Source organism: Zobellella denitrificans, assembly GCF_002237365.1.
Classification (GTDB): domain Bacteria; phylum Pseudomonadota; class Gammaproteobacteria; order Enterobacterales; family Aeromonadaceae; genus Oceanimonas; species Oceanimonas denitrificans.
In genome coordinates this window covers 1-16,950 of record NZ_NMUO01000032.1, presented here as the reverse complement: position 1 = coordinate 16,950, position 16,950 = coordinate 1, and the positions used below count along the sequence as shown (strand labels likewise).

Annotated in this window: 20 protein-coding genes; 9 read left to right on the top strand and 11 right to left on the bottom strand. The window is 65.1% G+C overall.

Going from position 1 to position 16,950, the window contains the following annotated elements; all coding sequences use genetic code 11:
- Positions 1–18: 18 nt before the first annotated feature.
- A complete protein-coding gene (locus CGX12_RS08875) occupies positions 19–420 on the top strand; it encodes a CBS domain-containing protein (RefSeq protein WP_094039531.1) in 402 nt (133 codons plus the stop codon).
- Positions 421–511: 91 nt separating this feature from the next.
- Complete coding sequence (gene cysG / locus CGX12_RS08870) at positions 512–1,912, top strand: siroheme synthase CysG (RefSeq protein ID WP_094039530.1); 1,401 nt, start codon at positions 512–514, stop codon at positions 1,910–1,912.
- On the opposite strand, the gene CGX12_RS08865 is transcribed toward cysG, so the two are convergent.
- From CGX12_RS08865 to ppa, 3 genes are all read right to left on the bottom strand, one after another.
- Positions 1,909–2,715 (bottom strand): TIGR03899 family protein, encoded by an 807-nt coding sequence (locus CGX12_RS08865; RefSeq protein WP_094039529.1) that lies wholly within the window; start codon positions 2,713–2,715, stop codon positions 1,909–1,911. The two genes, cysG and CGX12_RS08865, sit on opposite strands and share 4 nt — an antisense overlap.
- Positions 2,716–2,916: 201 nt before the next feature.
- Positions 2,917–3,471 carry a YtfJ family protein gene (locus CGX12_RS08860; protein ID WP_094039528.1) on the bottom strand — a complete coding sequence of 185 codons (555 nt, stop codon included), beginning with the start codon at positions 3,469–3,471 and terminating at the stop codon, positions 2,917–2,919.
- 125 nt (positions 3,472–3,596) lie between these two features.
- Complete coding sequence (gene ppa / locus CGX12_RS08855; RefSeq protein ID WP_094039527.1) at positions 3,597–4,127, bottom strand: inorganic diphosphatase; 531 nt, start codon at positions 4,125–4,127, stop codon at positions 3,597–3,599.
- 195 nt (positions 4,128–4,322) lie between these two features.
- On the opposite strand from ppa, the gene mpl reads away from it, so the two are divergent.
- The 5 genes from mpl to CGX12_RS08830 all read left to right on the top strand — a co-directional run bounded on the left by mpl (position 4,323) and on the right by CGX12_RS08830 (position 8,695).
- On the top strand, positions 4,323–5,681 hold the full coding sequence (gene mpl / locus CGX12_RS08850) for a UDP-N-acetylmuramate:L-alanyl-gamma-D-glutamyl-meso-diaminopimelate ligase (RefSeq protein ID WP_094039526.1): 1,359 nt from the start codon (positions 4,323–4,325) through the stop codon (positions 5,679–5,681).
- Positions 5,674–6,306 carry a flavin prenyltransferase UbiX gene (locus CGX12_RS08845; RefSeq protein ID WP_094039525.1) on the top strand — a complete coding sequence of 211 codons (633 nt, stop codon included), beginning with the start codon at positions 5,674–5,676 and terminating at the stop codon, positions 6,304–6,306. Before mpl ends, CGX12_RS08845 begins: the two co-directional genes overlap by 8 nt.
- Before the next feature lie 81 nt (positions 6,307–6,387).
- The gene (gene hpt, locus CGX12_RS08840) at positions 6,388–6,918 is read left to right on the top strand and encodes a hypoxanthine phosphoribosyltransferase (protein WP_094039524.1); all 531 of its coding nucleotides are present in this window, start codon (positions 6,388–6,390) and stop codon (positions 6,916–6,918) included.
- Between the two features lie 86 nt (positions 6,919–7,004).
- Positions 7,005–7,925: an ABC transporter ATP-binding protein gene (locus CGX12_RS08835; protein WP_094039523.1), complete on the top strand. Its 921-nt coding sequence runs from the start codon at positions 7,005–7,007 to the stop codon at positions 7,923–7,925.
- Positions 7,922–8,695: an ABC transporter permease gene (locus CGX12_RS08830; protein ID WP_094039522.1), complete on the top strand. Its 774-nt coding sequence runs from the start codon at positions 7,922–7,924 to the stop codon at positions 8,693–8,695. Before CGX12_RS08835 ends, CGX12_RS08830 begins: the two co-directional genes overlap by 4 nt.
- A 177-nt stretch (positions 8,696–8,872) precedes the next feature.
- On the opposite strand, the gene panD is transcribed toward CGX12_RS08830, so the two are convergent.
- From panD to dksA, 7 genes are all read right to left on the bottom strand, one after another.
- Positions 8,873–9,259: an aspartate 1-decarboxylase gene (panD, locus tag CGX12_RS08825; protein ID WP_425445044.1), complete on the bottom strand. Its 387-nt coding sequence runs from the start codon at positions 9,257–9,259 to the stop codon at positions 8,873–8,875.
- A gap of 183 nt (positions 9,260–9,442) precedes the next feature.
- Positions 9,443–10,288, bottom strand: a complete 846-nt coding sequence (gene panC, locus CGX12_RS08820; RefSeq protein ID WP_094039521.1) for a pantoate--beta-alanine ligase — start codon at positions 10,286–10,288, stop codon at positions 9,443–9,445.
- Between the two features lie 9 nt (positions 10,289–10,297).
- Entirely contained in the window at positions 10,298–11,092 is a 795-nt protein-coding gene (panB, locus tag CGX12_RS08815; protein ID WP_094039520.1) for a 3-methyl-2-oxobutanoate hydroxymethyltransferase, read from the bottom strand.
- Positions 11,093–11,104: 12 nt separating this feature from the next.
- On the bottom strand, positions 11,105–11,593 hold the full coding sequence (gene folK / locus CGX12_RS08810; RefSeq protein WP_094039519.1) for a 2-amino-4-hydroxy-6-hydroxymethyldihydropteridine diphosphokinase: 489 nt from the start codon (positions 11,591–11,593) through the stop codon (positions 11,105–11,107).
- The gene (gene pcnB / locus CGX12_RS08805) at positions 11,590–12,951 is read right to left on the bottom strand and encodes a polynucleotide adenylyltransferase PcnB (RefSeq protein WP_254918241.1); all 1,362 of its coding nucleotides are present in this window, start codon (positions 12,949–12,951) and stop codon (positions 11,590–11,592) included. The genes folK and pcnB overlap by 4 nt, the downstream gene beginning before the upstream one ends.
- A 73-nt stretch (positions 12,952–13,024) precedes the next feature.
- Entirely contained in the window at positions 13,025–13,948 is a 924-nt protein-coding gene (gene gluQRS, locus CGX12_RS08800) for a tRNA glutamyl-Q(34) synthetase GluQRS (protein WP_094039517.1), read from the bottom strand.
- A gap of 16 nt (positions 13,949–13,964) precedes the next feature.
- Positions 13,965–14,417, bottom strand: a complete 453-nt coding sequence (gene dksA / locus CGX12_RS08795; protein ID WP_094039516.1) for an RNA polymerase-binding protein DksA — start codon at positions 14,415–14,417, stop codon at positions 13,965–13,967.
- 290 nt (positions 14,418–14,707) lie between these two features.
- On the opposite strand from dksA, the gene sfsA reads away from it, so the two are divergent.
- A complete protein-coding gene (gene sfsA, locus CGX12_RS08790) occupies positions 14,708–15,412 on the top strand; it encodes a DNA/RNA nuclease SfsA (protein ID WP_094039515.1) in 705 nt (234 codons plus the stop codon).
- On the opposite strand, the gene thpR is transcribed toward sfsA, so the two are convergent.
- Positions 15,402–15,920, bottom strand: a complete 519-nt coding sequence (gene thpR, locus CGX12_RS08785; protein WP_094039514.1) for an RNA 2',3'-cyclic phosphodiesterase — start codon at positions 15,918–15,920, stop codon at positions 15,402–15,404. The genes sfsA and thpR overlap by 11 nt on opposite strands.
- A 64-nt stretch (positions 15,921–15,984) precedes the next feature.
- Between thpR and CGX12_RS08780 the strand changes: the two genes are divergently transcribed.
- Positions 15,985–16,950: DEAD/DEAH box helicase (locus tag CGX12_RS08780; protein ID WP_254918240.1), on the top strand; the 966-nt coding region annotated here is incomplete at its 3' end.

Genomic DNA, 16,950 nt, shown 5'->3' with positions numbered 1-16,950 from the left:
CCACGCAAAGGAGACACCATGCAGGTACAGGACATCATGACCCGGCGGATCGCCACCGTTCACCAGGACGACCGGCTCGAGATGGTACGCGCCATCTTCGACCAGGCGCCCTTTCGCCACCTGCTGGTGGTGGATGACGAAGACCGGCTCTGCGGCGTCATCACCCATGCCGACATGTACCGGGCCCTCAGCCCCTACCTGGCCACCGACGCCGAGCTGGAACGCGACCGGGATACCCTGCAGCGGCGGGCTCATCAGGTGATGAGCCGCAATCCGGTGACCATAGCGCCCGAGACCGGGCTGGATACCGCCGCCGCCCTGCTGCTGGAGCACCAGATCAGCTGCCTGCCGGTAGTGGCGGAAGATCGGCTGCAGGGAGTCATCTCCTGGAAGGATCTGCTGCGCACCCTTCTAAAATAACCATAAGGTATAAAAAATCATTTTTTATTATTTTGTGGGATAACAGTTTCTGTCTATAGTCGGTTATCTCAACGGATAAGCGGAACCGGCCATGGAACACCTGCCCCTTTTCATCAGTATCAAGCACAAGCCCTGCCTGGTGGTGGGCGGCGGCGTCGTGGCGGCGCGCAAGACCCGGTTGCTGCTGGCCCGGGGAGGCAGGGTCACCGTGGTTGCCCCCGAGCTGGATGCCGGTCTGCAGGCTCGCCAAGCCGAGTTCTGCTGGCTCGAGCAGGGCTTCGCCGAGCATCATCTCGATGGCCAGTTTCTGGTGGTGGCGGCCACCGACAACGCCGAGGTCAATGCCCGGGTCTACCAGCTCGCCAACCGGCGCGGCATCCTGGTCAACAAGGCCGACGACAGCAAACGCTCGGCGGTCATCTTCCCCTCCATCGTCGAACGCTTTCCCCTGCAGATCGCCTTCAGCACCGGCGGCGGCGCACCCTGGCTGGCCCGGTTGCTGCGGGCCGGGCTGGATGCCCTGCTGCCCCGCCACTGGGGAGCCCTGGCCCGGGTGGCGGGCCGCCTGCGCCGGCAGGTGCAGCAGGCCTTCGCCAGCCCCGCCGAACGGCGCCGGTTCTGGGCCCGGGTGCAGGACGATCCGGCCCTCACCGCCCTGCTGCAGCAACAGGATGAGTCAGGAGCCGAGGCCTGGCTGCGTCGGGAAATGGACCAGCCGTCCCGGGGCGAGGTGATACTGGTGGGGGCGGGGCCGGGCGATCCGGATCTGCTCACCATCAAGGCACTGAACGAATTGCAGAAGGCCGAGGTGGTGCTGTTCGATCAACTGGTCTCCGAGGAGATACTGGCGCTGATCCGCCCCGAGGCCGAGTTGATCGCCGTGGGCAAGAAGGCCGGTCACCACAGCGTGCCCCAGGAGCAGATCAACCGGCTGCTGGTGGAGCAGGCCCTGGCCGGCAAACGGGTGGTGCGGCTCAAGGGCGGCGATCCCTTTATGTTCGGCCGTGGCGCCGAGGAACTGCAGAGCCTGAAGGCCGCCGGCATCCGCTACCAGGTGGTGCCCGGCATCACCGCCGCCGCCGGCGCCACCGCCTATGCCGGCATTCCGCTGACCCACCGGGACCACGCCCAGAGCGCGGTCTTTATCACCGGCCACTGCAAGCAGGACGGCGCCGAGCCGGACTGGGCCTCCCTGGCCCGAGGCCGGCAGACCCTGGTGATTTACATGGGGCTGATGCGCTCGGCCCATATCCGCCAGCAACTGATGCAACACGGCCTGGACGGCGCCACCCCGGTGGCGCTGATCGAACGGGGCACCACGGTGCGGCAGAAGCTGGTACGGGGCGAGTTGCGGGAGCTGGCCGAGCTGGCCGAGCGGGTGGCAAGCCCGGCGCTGATGGTGATAGGCGAGGTGGCGGCCCTGGCCGACTCCCTGGCCTGGTTCCGGCCGCACGCGGCCGAGGCGCCCCCGGCCGTGGAGCGCTGCGGCTAGGCCCCTTCCAGCAGTCCCAGGGGAGCCAGCAGCTCGGTCAGCTCGCGCAGATAGTCGCCGGGCGGGTTGTCCGACATCAGGGCCGCCAGCTCGTTGCCGATGCTGGTAAAGCGGTAATAGAGCAGGCGCACGCCTTTTCTGGCCGGGGTCAGCACCAGTTGCCGGGAGTGAAGCGCCAGCTTGAGCGGGGCGCCGGCCGGCAACTCGCCGGATTCCAGTTCGGACTGATGCAACAGGCCCAGCTCGAACAGTTGCAGCAGGCCGGCATAGGACAGGCGATGGTGGCCCAGGCTCAGCTTGTGCTGGCGCAGCCCCTGCAGCATCGTCCTGTGCTGGTAGCCGAACAGCAGCCGCAACTGATCATCCCCGAAATGGCAGCTCAGCGCGCTGGCCCTTTGCAGCAGCAGGGCATCTTTCTGGGTCATCTGCCGGAGGCAGTTGAGGGCAGGAATGGAACAGTGGCCCGGACGGGCGATCTCCTGAGTCAGGATGCCGGCCCAGAACTGCTGCATGGCCGGGTGGCGGATGTTTTCCGCCAGGGCCAGGAAGTGGCTCAGCCAGTCCGGATCCGGCTCGCTGCCCACGTCGTCGGAGCTGGCCCTGTGGGCCAGTTGGACGATGGTTTCCAGGTTTTTCTGGCGCGCCGCCTCGTCGAGCTGGCGGCGGATCTCGAAGCGAGCCCCGAAGCTCAGGGGCGAGTCGCCGTGCAGCAGGCCTGCCAGTCCGCGTTGCTCTGCCAGCTGCAGCAACAGGCTCTTGCGGTTTCTTATTTTGTGATCCAGGGTCGCGGCTTTGAGCGTCATGGTGGTGGCTTTTGATTGTTAACTATGTTTACTCCATGTTAAAATTCAGCACCGAATTTTAAAAGGAGCGCCGGATGCAAAAAGGTAAGCCCAAGATGACCTGGTTGCTTCTTGTTGGCTATATCTCGAGCCTCGGGATACTGGCCACCATGATAGGCTAAGCGACCACAAAAAATAAGGCCCGTTCAGGGCCTTATTTCGTTATTGTGTTATTGCCCCCAGCGACTGTCGCACCAGTGCCAGCACCTGCTCCACCTCTTGCGGGCGCAAGGCTCCCTCTCTGACGAAGCGCACCAGTCCTTGCTGGTCCAGCACTATGATGGCGGAGCTTTTCGGTGCCAGTTGCCACTCTTGCGCCACTTTGCCTTTGCCATCCAAGACGATGGAGGACCAGGGGTATTCCTTCTTGCTGCTTTCGGCGCTGCTGCGCACGAAGGGAGCGGTACCGAAGGCGGCGTCGTCCAGGTTGATGATGGTCACCGTCTGGTAACGGTCCCGGGGCAGACCGGCGGCCTTGATCGCCTCGATCAGCGGCGCGTTCAGCTCCTTGGCGCTGCCGCGCCCGGCGATATGCTGGATCACCCTGACCTTGCCCGGCAGCGAACCGACGCCCCAGAGACGGGCTTGGAGTTGTTCCTGCTCCAGCACCAGTTCGCCCCTGTCGCTGACGCTGACCGGCGGCAGCGGCTGCTCGAGCTTCAGGTTGTGGGCCGAAGCCACGAAGGGCAGGCAGGCCAGCAGTATCCATGCTTTCATCGGTTTCTCTCCTTGTGGTATGAGGTCTGACCTCATTAGCCTAAGGAGTGTTAATTTTTTGTCAAATAAATACGCATAAAAAAGAGCACCGAAGTGCTCTTTTTGAATCCGGAGGCCGGAGGCGATCAGGCTTTGCTGTAACGCTCGGCGGAGGCCAGGATCTCGGCTTCGGCGGCGGCCTTGTCTTCCCAGCCGTCCACTTTCACCCACTTGCCCGCTTCCAGCTCCTTGTAGCGCTCGAAGAAGTGCTTGATCTGGGCCTTGAGCAGCTCGGGCAGGTCGTTCACGTCCTGGATATGGTCGTATTCCTTGGTCAGCTTGCTGTGCGGTACGGCCACGACCTTGGCGTCTTCACCGGACTCGTCGGTCATCTTCAGCACGCCTACCGGGCGGCAGCGGATCACCGCGCCGGGCACCAGCGGATGTGGGGTGGGCACCAGCACGTCCACCGGGTCGCCGTCCAGGGACAGGGTCTGGTTCACGTAGCCGTAGTTGCAGGGGTAGAACATGGGAGTGGCCATGAAGCGATCCACGAACACGGCGCCGGTGTCCTTGTCGATTTCGTACTTGATGGGATCGGCGTTCTGCGGGATCTCGATGACTACATAGATATCTTCGGGCAGGCTTTTTCCGGCCGGTACCTGGTTCAGGCTCATGACGTTTCCTTTATATGGTCAGTAACGGGGTTGCGACTCGAGTTTACCACCCTTGCTCCCGGGTATCTGTTATACCAAGGGGTAAGGGCGGGTCAGGGGCGACATTATAACCGCTGTCGCAGGGATCACCATACAAGTGCCCAAAGCCGCCGCGGATTGTTAGAATGCGGCCTTCACAGCAGCCAGGGGCAGGTTATGCATATTCATATTCTCGGTATTTGCGGCACTTTCATGGGCGGGCTGGCGGTGCTGGCCCGCCAACTCGGTTACCAGGTGACCGGCAGCGATGCCAACGTCTATCCGCCCATGAGCACCCAGCTCGAGCAGCAGGGCATAGCGCTGATCGAAGGCTATGATCCGGCCCAGCTGGAGCCGGCTCCCGACCTGGTGGTGATCGGCAACGCCATGAGCCGGGGCAACCCCTGCGTGGAAGCCGTGCTCGACCGGCGCATCCCCTATACCTCCGGTCCCCAGTGGCTGCTGGAGCACGTGCTGCAGCATCGCTGGGTGCTGGCGGTGGCCGGTACCCACGGCAAGACCACCACCTCCGGCATGCTGGCCTGGATCCTGGAGGATTGCGGCCTGAAACCGGGCTTTCTGATCGGTGGCGTGCCCGGCAATTTCGAGGTCTCCGCCCGCCTGGGCGAGTCGCCCTTCTTCGTGATCGAGGCGGACGAGTACGACAGCGCCTTCTTCGACAAGCGCTCCAAGTTTGTGCACTACCGGCCCAGCACCCTGATCCTCAACAACCTGGAGTTTGATCACGCGGACATCTTCCCGGATCTGGCGGCGATCCAGCGGCAGTTCCACCACCTGTTGCGAATGGTGCCCGGCCATGGCCGCATCCTGCTGCCGACCCGCACCCCGGCGCTGGAAGAGGTCAGGGCCATGGGCTGCTGGAGCGAGCTGGAATACGTGGGTGAGGGCGGCCTCTGGCAGGCCGAGCCCCTGGCCGCCGACGGCAGCCGGTTTACCGTGCTGCTCGAGGGCCGGCCGGTGGGCGAGGTGAGCTGGCCCTGCATCGGCCTGCACAATGTGCACAACGGCCTGATGGCCCTGGCCGCCGCCCGCCATGCCGGGGTGCCGGTGGCCGACGGCATCGCCGCCCTGTGCCGCTTCGTGCCGCCCAAGCGGCGGATGGAGCCGAAGGGGGAAGTGGCCGGCATCCGGGTATGGGACGATTTCGCCCACCATCCCACTGCCATCCAGACTACCCTGGCCGGGCTCCGGGCCCGCACCACCGAGGGGCGGGTGCTGGCGGTGCTGGAGCCCCGCTCCAACACCATGAAGATGGGGGTGCACCAGCAGGAACTGGCCGACTCCCTGCAAGGGGCCGACGCCGTCTACCTGTTCCGGCCGGCGGAAATCCGCTGGGATCTGGCGGCGGTGGCGGCGGCCTGCCCCCGGGGGCGGGTGTTCGAGGAACTGGACACGCTGATCGCCGCCCTGGTGGCCGATGCCCGCCCCGGCGATCAGATACTGGTGATGAGCAACGGCGGCTTCGGCGGCATCCACGGCCGGCTGCTGGCGGCGCTGGAGGCGGCCCATGGCTGAGTATCCGCGCGAGCGGCAGGTCACCCTGGCCCTGAGCGGCGCCTCCGGCGCGCCCTACGCCCTGGCGCTGCTGGAGCGGCTGCTGGCCGCCGGCATCCAGGTGCACCTGCTGGTGTCCGGTGCCGCCCGGGTGGTGCTGGCCACCGAGCAGGGGGAGCAATGGCCGGGCAAACCGGAGGCGCTGGCCGCCTGGTTGGGCGAGCGGTTTGGCGCCGAGCCCGGCCAGATCCGCGCCTACGGCAAGGAGGAATGGTTCTCGCCGGTGGCCTCGGGCTCGGGGGCGCCCAAACGTATGGTGATTTGCCCCTGCTCCATGGGCACGGTGGCCTCCATCGCGGCGGGGACGTCGGACAACCTGATCGAGCGGGCCGCCGACGTGGTGATCAAGGAGCAGGGGCAGCTGATCCTGGTGCCGCGGGAAACCCCCTTCTCGGCTCTGCACCTGGAAAACCTGCTCAAGCTTGCCCGCCTCGGGGTCACCATCATGCCGGCGGCGCCGGGTTTCTATCACCAGCCCCAATCCATCGCGGATCTGGTCGATTTTATGGTGGCGCGGATCCTGGATCACCTGGGACTGGAGCAGGATTTGGTGCAACGCTGGGGCTATGGCGGTGAAGAAAGTTGACCCGGAATGCAGATTTTCGCGAATTCCGCTAGAATACCGCTTTACCAACAGCCGGGTTTTGGGCCCGAATGGAGCTAAAACATGAAACACCGAGTGGATGTCCTGATCAGCACCGAAGAGGTGAACGCCAGGATCCAGGCCCTGGGCGAGCAGATCAACGCCCACTTCGCGGGCGTCGATGAACTGGTGATGGTTGGGCTGCTGCGCGGCTCCTGCGTGTTCATGGCCGATCTGTGCCGCCAGATAGCGCTGCCGGTACGGCTCGACTTTATGACCGCCTCCAGCTACGGCAGCGGCATGGAGAGCAACCGGGACGTGCGCATCCTCAAGGATCTGGACGATGAGATCCACGGCAAGCACGTGCTGATCGTCGAGGACATCATCGATACCGGCTACACCCTGAGCAAGGTGAAGGAGATCCTCTCCCTGCGTGACCCGGCGTCGCTCAGCATCTGCACCCTGCTCGACAAACCCGAGCGGCGCGAGGCCCAGGTGCCGGTGGACTGGGTCGGCTTTACCATCCCCGACGAGTTCGTGGTAGGCTACGGCATCGACTACGCCCAGCGCTATCGCAACCTGCCCTACATCGGCAAGGTGGTGCCGCTGGAATAACCCCGCGAGTCGGTTCCCCCCATAACAAGAATTGCGCATATGCCTGGCCTTCGCCCAGGCATATGTTTTTGAACCGGAGCCAAGCAATGACCAAAGCACTGGAGATCGAGGGCCTGCGCAAAACCTATGCCGGTGGCGTGGAGGCGCTCAAGGGCATCGATCTGACCGTGGAGCAGGGCGATTTCTACGCCCTGCTGGGCCCCAACGGGGCCGGCAAGTCCACCACCATCGGCATCATCTCCTCCCTGGTGAACAAGAGCGCGGGCAAGGTGAAGGTGTTCGGCTACGACCTCGACAGCCAGCTGGAGCTGGCCAAGTCCCAGATTGGCCTGGTGCCCCAGGAGTTCAACTTCAACCAGTTCGAGAAGGTACAGCAGATAGTGGTCAACCAGGCCGGGCTGTACGGGGTGGAGCGGGCCGAGGCCAAGGTGCGCGCCGAGCGCTACCTCAGGCAGCTGGATCTGTGGGAGAAACGGGACCAGCCGGCGCGCACCCTGTCCGGCGGCATGAAGCGCCGGCTGATGATCGCCCGCGCCCTGATGCACCAGCCCCGCCTGCTGATCCTGGATGAGCCCACCGCCGGGGTGGATATCGAGATCCGCCGGGCCATGTGGGACTTTCTCAAGGAGATCAACGGCCAGGGCATCACCATCATCCTCACCACCCACTACCTGGAAGAGGCGGAGATGCTGTGCCGCCATATCGGCATCATCGACAAGGGCCGGCTGGTGGAAAACACCACCATGAAGGGGCTGCTCGGCAAGCTCAACGTGGAAACCTTTATCCTGGATCTGGCCCCCGACTGCCGGGAGCCCTTCCTGTCCGGCTTCAACTGGCAATTGCTGGACGATCACACCCTGGAGGTGGAGGTGAAGAAGGAGCAGGGGCTCAACGGCGTGTTCGGCCAGCTCAACGAGCAGGGCATCCGGGTGCTGAGCATGCGCAACAAGGCCAACCGGCTGGAGGAATTGTTCGTGACACTGGTGGAGCAGGGGAGGAAAGCATGAACGCCAAGCAGTATTACATCGCCTTTCGCAGCATCTTGCACAAGGAGATAGTGCGCTTCACCCGCATCTGGGTACAGACCCTGGTGCCGCCGGCCATCACCATGACCCTCTATTTCGTGATCTTCGGCAGCCTGATCGGCAGCCGCATCGGCGAGATGGGCGGCTATTCCTACATGGCCTTTATCGTGCCCGGCCTGATCATGATGTCGGTGATCACCAACTCCTACTCCAATGTGGCCTCGTCGTTTTTCAGCGCCAAGTTCCAGCGCAACGTGGAAGAGCTGCTGGTGGCGCCGGTGCCGACCTATGTGATCATCGCCGGCTACGTGGGCGGCGGCGTGGTGCGGGGACTGGCGGTGGGGTTGATCGTCAGCCTGGTGTCCCTGCTGTTCGTGACCCTGCCGGTGAGCCACCTGTTCAGCATAGTGGCCATCGTCTTCCTGACCTCGGTGCTGTTCTCCCTGGCGGGGCTTATCAACGCCATCTTCGCCCGCACCTTCGACGATATCAGCATCATCCCCACCTTCGTGCTGACGCCGCTGACCTACCTGGGCGGGGTTTTCTACTCCATCGAGCTGCTGCCCGGGTTCTGGCAGGGGCTGTCCCAGGCCAACCCGGTGCTGTACATGGTGAACGCCTTCCGCTACGGCTTCCTCGGCATCAGCGACGTGCCCCTGACCCTGGCCTACGGCATCATCCTCGGCTTTATCGCCCTGTTCTACGGCGCGGCCTGGTACCTGATCCGGACCGGACGGGGATTGCGGCACTGAGTCCAAAGGCAGCCGGTTGGCTGCCTTTCCACTGGTTGCCAATGCCGTTTGTTATAACCACAGGTGTCGGGCAAAGGAAGCCCAATCCCTTTCACCGTGAACCATGATGTTTCAGTTTGAAGAAAAAGGCAGCCAATCGGCTGCCTTTTGTCTTGAACTGAAAGGGAAAACCCGCGATCAGGCCAGCTGCAGGGGGATGTCCTTGCTGGTGCGCACTATGTTGTTGTGGGCATCCAGGTACACCAGGCTGGGCTTGTAGCCGGCGATCTGCTGCTCGGTCATGGGCGCGTAGGCACAGATGATGATGCGATCGCCCACTGCGGCCTTGCGGGCGGCGGCGCCGTTCAGGGAGATCATCTTGGAGCCGCGTTCGCCGGAAATGGCGTAGGTGTGGAAGCGCTCGCCGTTCTCGATGTTGTAGATGTCGATCTGCTCGTACTCGCGGATATTGACCGCGTCCAGCAAATCCTGATCGATGGCGCAGGAGCCTTCGTAGTTGAGCTCGGCGTGGGTGACCCGGGCCTGGTGCAGCTTGCCCCTGAGCATGATGCGTTGCATATCCATGTTTAGCTTGTCTCCGTCAATTACCGCCCTGAGGGCTTATGGTTTTGCGACAGTGCCCGGAGGGGGGAGCCAGGCTCACGCCGACTCGCCGTGAACCCATCCCTGGGGGCTCGACGGCGCCATCCCTGGCGCCAACGGTCGGCTTAGAGCCTAGCTCCCCCTCCCAGCAAGACCTGAGTGTCACTACAGGGGCACTACCTGGTTATCTATCAGTCTGGCCTTGCCCAGAAAGGCGGCCATTAAAATCACCGCCGCCCGGCTGTGTTCGCCGAGCGGTGCCAGGGTGTCGGCATCGACGATATCGATGCCGTCGGTGCGAAAGCCGGCGCCATCCAGCCGGGCGGCGCCTTCCTTCGCCAGCAGTTCGAGATCCCGTTCACCCGCGGCCAGGCGCTCGGCCAGCCGGTTCATGGTGGCGGCAAGCATCGGCGCCAGGGCCCGCTCCGCCTCGGTCAGGTAACCGTTGCGGGAACTGAGCGCCAGGCCGTCCCCGGCGCGCACCGTGGGCACGCCCAGGATCTCTACCGGCAGGTTCAGATCGGCGGTCATTTTACGGATCAGCGCCAGCTGCTGGTAGTCCTTTTCGCCGAAGCAGGCCAGATCCGGTTGCACCAGGTTGAACAGCTTGCACACCACTGTGCTGACCCCGTCGAAGTGGCCCGGGCGCAGGGCGCCTTCCAGCACCTGCGAAATGCCGGGCACGCTGACCCTGGTCTGCTGTTGCTGGCCATGCGGGTACATCAGCTCGGGGGTGGGGGTGAACACCAAATCCGCCAGCTCGCCGAGGCGCTCACAGTCCTGCTCCAGGGTGCGCGGGTAGGCGGCCAGATCGGCGGCCCGGTCGAATTGCAGCGGATTGACGAAAATGCTCACTACCACCCGGTCGGCGCGGGCCCTGGCCTGCTGCACCAGCTCCAGGTGGCCCTGGTGCAGGTTGCCCATGGTGGGCACGAAGCCGATGCGCTCGCCGCCTCGGCGCCAGCCGCCGATGACGGTCCTCAGTTCCTCTATGGTGCTGACCAGTTGCATCTTCTGTCCTCAGTTGAAACTGTGCTCGGGGCCGGGAAAGCGCCCCTCGGCTACTTCGGCCACATAGGTTTCGATGGCGGCCCGGACGTTGCCGCTCTCGGCCAGGAAGTTCTTGGTGAACTTGGGCACGTAGCCGGAGGTCAGCCCCAGGGCGTCCTGCATCACCAGCACCTGGCCGTCGGTGTCCGGGCCGGCGCCGATGCCGATCACCGGGATGCGGAGTTCCCGGCTGATGTCGGCGGCCAGTTGGCTGGGCACGCACTCCAGCACCAGCAGCTGTATGCCGGCCGCCTCCAGGGCCCTGGCGTGGCGCTTGATCTGCTCCGCCTGCTCGGCCTCGCGGCCCTGCAGCTTGAAGCCGCCGAACACGTGCACAGACTGGGGGGTAAGGCCCAGGTGGCCGCATACCGGTACGCCCTGGCGGGTCAGTTGGGCGACGGTGTCCGCCAGCCAGTCGCCGCCTTCCAGCTTGACCATATGGGCGCCGGCCCGCATCAGGGCGGCGGCGCTGGCGCAGGCCTGCTCCGGGGTGCTGTAGCTCATGAACGGCATATCGGCGACGATGAACGCATTCTTGCTGCCGTTGGCCACACAGCGGGTGTGATAGGCGATGTCGTCCACGCTCACCTTGAGGGTGCTGGCCTCGCCTTGCAGCACCATGCCGAGGGAGTCGCCGATCAGGATGGAGTGGACCCCGGCCTGTTCGAACAGGGTGGCGAAGGTGGCGTCGTAGGCGGTGATCATGGCGATTTTCTGGCCGGCCTGTTTCATCGCCTGCAGGCGGGCCGTGGTGATTTTGCTCATGGTGGTTTCCTGTTACTGCGCCGGCAACCGGGTCATGCCGTTTTGCGGGCAATCCTGCAGCAGCCGGGCCAGGGGCGTGCCACAGGGCAGCACCAGCTCCGGAGCCAGGTCGGCCAGCGGGTAAAGCACGAATTCCCTTTGTTTCATGCCGTAATGGGGGATGGTCAGCCGCTCGTCCTCGATCTGCCGCTCACCGTAGAGCAGTATGTCCAGATCCAGGGTGCGGGGGCCCCAGCGTTCTGCCTGGCGCTCCCGCCCCTGGGCCAGTTCTATCGCCTGCAGGGCGTCGAGCAGGGCGTGGGGCGAGAGCCGGGTGTCGAAGGCCGACACGCCGTTGACATAGGCCGGCTGGTCCGTCGGTCCCATGGGACGGCTCCGGTAAAGCGGCGAATGGCGCAGGCTGCCTGGCACGGCCAGTGCGGCCAGCGCCTGCCGGGCGGCCCGGATCTGGCCCTCGGGGTCATTCAGGTTGGCGCCGAGGGCGACAAAGACCCGGGTCACGTTTCTCTTCTCCGGCGCGGGCGGCGGCGGGGGCGCTTGCGTGGCGACTTGCGCGGGGCGGCCTCGTCCTGTTCCTCGTCCTGCTCGCGGGTCGCCGCCTGGCTCAGCCGCTTCTGGTCGACCGGGTTGGCGGCCTGGAAGTCGGTCCACCATTCGGCCAGTTCCTTGAGCCGGGGATCCAGTTCGGCCCGCAGCAGCAGGAAGTCGTAGCCGGCACGGAACTTGGGGTGCTCCAGCAGACGGTGGGGCCGCTTGCCGGCGCGCTTGGTCAGCCGATCCTGCAGTTGCCAGATATCCCGCACCACGGTGCTGAAGCGGCGAGGAACGGCCACCGTCTTCACCTGGCGGCCGATGACCTCGTCGGCCGCCAGCATAAAGGCGTCGTGGTAGCCGAGGCCGCCGTCGTTGACGAATTCCTGGGTGCGGGTTTCCACCGGCCCCCACAGCAGGGCGGCGTAGAGGAAGGCGGGGGTCACCCGCAGATCCTGGGCGATGCGTTCGTCGGTGTTGGCCAGGGCCAGCTCGATAAAGCGACCATAGCGGTTGTTGCCCCGGCCCATGACCTCGGCGGTTTCCGGGAACAGGGGCGCAAACAGGCCGTAGTGCTGCATCTGGCGGTAGGTTTCCAGACCCTGGCCGGCGAGGAACAGCTTGAGGGTCTCCTCGAACAGCCGGGCCGGGGGAATGTCGGACAGCAGCGGCGCCAGCTCCCGGATGGGGGCCTCGGTGCGCGGGCTGATGCTCAGCCCCAGCTTGGCGGAGAAGCGCACCGCCCGCAGCATGCGCACCGGGTCTTCCCGGTAGCGGGTCTCGGGGTCGCCGATAAGCTCCAGGCGGCGGGCTTCCAGATCCTTGAGGCCACCGGCGAAACCGAGCACGCTGAAGTCGGCGATATTGTAGTAGAGGGCGTTGACGCTGAAATCGCGCCGCTCGGCGTCTTCCTCTATGGTGCCGTAGACGTTGTCGCGCAGCAGCATGCCCTCGGAGGACTGGGCCGAGATGTGCTTGTTGGTGTTGACCTGGTGGTGGTGGCCGCGGAAGGTGGCCACTTCGATCACGTCCCGGCCGAACAGCACATGGGCCAGGCGGAAACGGCGCCCCACCAGTCGGCAGTTGCTGAACAGCTGCTTGACCTGCTCGGGAGTGGCGTTGGTGGCGACATCGAAGTCCTTGGGCTGGCGGCCCAGCAGCAAGTCACGCACCCCGCCGCCCACCAGGTAGGCGTCGAAGCCGGCCTTGTTCAGGCGATACAGCACCTTGAGGGCGTTTTCACTGATTTGTCGGCGCGAAATGCCATGCTGGTCGCGCGTCAGCACCACGGGTTGCAACGGCAACGCCTCCTGTTGTCGGGTAAGCAGCTTTTTACAAAAGCCGGCAATCTGGGAAAAAATGGGACACCTCGCAAGGCCTTAAGCTAGAAAAATCGGCGCACTATGATAGCGCAGGGCGCTCTAAATGCGAACTATCGGCGTGTTTCAGCTCGATATGGGGTCCTTTGGGCACCCGTTCGAGCCGCCAATGTTGCCCGGCCCAGGCCAGCAACTCGGCCGCGCCGGCACCAAACAGCTCCATTGGCGGATGCTGGCCGAGAAAGGCCAGGGCCTGCCACAGGGCCTCGCCCGGGCGATGCCTGTCCAGGGCCGGCGCATGGTTCTGCTTGGACAGCTTGTGGCCACCATAAGTGGCCAGGGGCAGGTGCAGCCAGCCGGGTTCGGGGGCGCCCAGCAGCCGGTAGAGGGCTATCTGGCGCACCGTGGGCTCGAGCAGGTCGGCACCCCGCACCACCTCGGTCACCCCCGCCTCGGCATCGTCGAGCACCACCGCCAGGTTGTAGGCGTAGAGGCCGTCGCGCCGGCGCACGATAAAGTCTTCTTCCGCCAGGGCCCCGGGCACCGTCACCCTTCCCTGCAGGCGATCCTCGAAGCCGTAGACCGGACGCTCCAGCCGCAGGCGCACGGCGGCACCCGCGGCGGGCAGCCGCAGATCCCGGCAGTGGCCGGTATAGAAGCCGCCGGCCTCGGCGATCATCTTGCGGGTGCAGTGACAGTGATAGGTCAGCCCCCGCGCCCGCCAGTCGTCCAGCACCGCCTGGTAGCCCGGGTGGCGACGGCTCTGGTAGACCAGGGGGCCGTCCCAGTGCAGGCCGAAGGCCTCCAGGGTGTGCAGTATGTCGTCGGCGGCGCCGGGAACTTCCCGGGGCGGATCCAGATCCTCGATACGCACCAGCCACAAGCCCCGGCTGGCCCTGGCCTGGAGGTAGCTGCCGAGGGCGGCGATCAGGGAACCGAAGTGAAGGGGACCGCTGGGCGAGGGAGCAAAGCGCCCAATATAGCGGTCGGGCGCGGTGTGGGTCATAGCATGTTGGGCCGGTTTAGTAACCGGCCATCTGTTTTTCCTTGATCTCGGCCAGGGTCTTGCAATCGATGCACAGATCGGCGGTGGGACGGGCTTCCAGCCGGCGGATGCCGATTTCCACGCCGCAGTGCTCGCAATAACCGAAATCGTCGTCTTCGATCTTCTGCAGGGTCTTCTCGATCTTCTTGATCAGCTTGCGCTCCCGATCCCGGGCCCGCAGCTCGAGGGCGAATTCTTCTTCCTGGGCGGCCCTGTCCACCGGGTCGGGGAAGTTGGCGGCCTCGTCCTTCATATGGCCTACGGTGCGATCCACTTCTTCGCGCAACTGATTGCGCCAGGCACCCAGAATCTTGCGGAAGTGCGTTTTCTGCGCTTCGTTCATGTATTCTTCGTCGGGCTTCGCCTGGTAGGGCTCGACACCGGCAATGGCCAGAATACCGAGAGATTTTTTGGTTTCGACTGCTGGCATTCCGTATCTCCTAAAAAGCAATATTGCGCCAACCAAATTCAAGAAGCGGCTATCTATAGCAGAAAGCACGTTGACAAGGCAATTTTGCGTTGTGATTTCTGCGGGTACGGCTTCCTGAATACGACCGTGGCCACTTCTTTTTCACTTCCGCCTGGCGGAGGTGGTGAAAGAGGGTGGCGACTCTTTGGTGAGCCCTCCATATGGGGATGGGGAATGGCCTTTTCAAGGGTGGAGCCGGTAGCCATGCTGCGGGTACCATTCCACCCCATTTATGAACTATAGGTATTATCGTGCAGTTTTCCTCTTCTTTATCCCGGGGCCGCTTGATAAAGCGTTATAAGCGCTTCCTCGCCGATGTGGACTATCAGGGGCGTCCCCTGACCCTGCATTGCCCCAACACCGGCCGCATGACCGGCTGCGCCGAGCCCTCCTTTACGGTGTATTTTTCCACGTCCGCCAATCCCAAGCGCAAGTACGCCCACACCTGGGAACTGAGCGAGAACCAGCGGGGCGAACTTATCTGCGTCAATACCGCCCGGGCCAACCAGCTGGCGGCGGAGGCCCTGGCCGGGGGGCTTATCCCCGAGCTGGCCGGCTATGGCCGGGTGCAGGCGGAAGTCCGCTACGGCGAGGAGGGCAGCCGCATCGACTTCCTGCTGAGCGAGGGCGGCCGGCCCGACTGCTATGTGGAGGTGAAGAGCGTGACCCTGCTGGAGCAGGACGGCCGGGGCTACTTCCCCGACACCGTCAGCCTGAGGGCGCAGAAGCATGTGCGGGAACTGATCCAGTGCGTGCGCGACGGACGGCGGGCGGTGATGCTGTTCTGCGTGTTGCATACCGGCATCGACCGGGTCGGCCCGGCCCGCCACCTGGACCCGGCCTACGGCCGGCTGATCGACGAGGCGCTCTCGGCCGGGGTGGAATGCCTGGCCTGGGGCGCCGACATCAGCCCAGAGGGGATGCGGCTGGCCCGGGCGCTGTCCTTTACGCCCTGAGTGGCCAGCTGTGCAGCGGTTCGTAGTGGGGCCCCTGCTCGGTCTGGACGGAGCGGTAGAGGCCGAGCGAGCGGGGCCGGTAGACGAGCGGCTCCGTCTCTGGCAACGGGCAGGCCGCGCAGTGGCGAAAGAGGGTGACATGGGGGCGAAAGGCCCGGTGGGGCGGGCCCAGCGTCAGGCTGGCGCAACACAGCCCCACCTCCTCGGCCAGCTGGGCCAGTGCTCCGGGCACCCGGCTCGGCCCCGTCCACACCACGCCGGCCCTGGGGAAGCAGCCCAGGCGGTTCAGGCGCAGGGGGAAGGCGGGCAGCGTGCGCCGGCCCAGCCAGCGCTCCAGGGCCCCTTGCCGGGACATCTCGGTCTGGCCCAGAAAGCGCAAGGTCAGGTGGAACTGGTGGGACGGTATCCGCCGACCGGGCAGGGCCAGCCAGTCCTGCAACCGGCCCAGGGCGGGCGCCAGTTCGTCGGCGGGAAAGGCCAGGAACAACCGGTTGTCGGGCTCTTTCATCGTCGTGGTCCTTTGCGGAGGCTTTTGGCACAATATAGTGGTTTTCGGCCAGTCAGGTAACAGCGTGGACCAACTCCCCATTCTCGAGGCCCTGCCGCGGTTGCGGCAGGCGCTCGACGCCTCCCAAATCATCCTGGAAGCCCCTCCCGGCGCCGGCAAGTCTACCCGGCTGCCGCTCTGGCTGCTGGAGCAGCCGGACATCCGGGGCCGCATCATCATGCTGGAGCCGCGCCGGTTGGCGGCCCGCACCATCGCCCAGTACCTGGCGCAACAGCTGGGAGAGGCCCCGGGCGGACGGGTGGGCTACCGTATGCGTGGCGAAAGCCGGATCGGCAAGCACACCCGACTGGAAGTGGTGACCGAGGGGGTGCTGACCCGGATGCTGCAGGCGGATCCCGAACTCGAGGGGGTGAGCCTGTTGGTGTTCGACGAATTCCACGAGCGCAGCCTGCAGGCGGATCTGGCCCTGGCCTTCGCCCTGGAGTGCCAGGCGCTGCGGGAGGATCTGAAGATACTGGTGATGTCCGCCACCCTGGAGGGGCTGGCGCTGGAGCAGCTGCTGCCCGATGCCGTCACCGTCAGCAGCGCCGGCCGCAGCTTTCCGGTCGAGCTCGAGTACCAGCCCCGCAACCAGCATTCCCGGCTGGAAGAGGCAATGGGACGGGCGGTGCTGGGCAGCCTGGAACGGCACCCGGGCAGCGTACTGGCCTTCTTGCCCGGCGAGCGGGAGATCCGCGCCACCCATGACTGGCTGGCCGACAGGCTGGCCGACGGCGTCGAGCTCAGGCCTCTCTATGGCCGTCTGACCCTGGCCGAGCAGCAGGCGGCGATTGCGCCGGCGGCGGCGGGCCGGCGCAAGGTGGTGCTGGCCACCAATGTGGCGGAAACCTCCCTGACCATAGACGGCATCGGCATAGTGGTGGACTCGGGCCTGGAGCGCCAGGCCCAGTTCGACCCCGAGGCCGGCATCACCCGGCTGCTGAGCCGGCAGATAGGCCAGGCCTCCGCCACCCAGCGGGCGGGCCGGGCC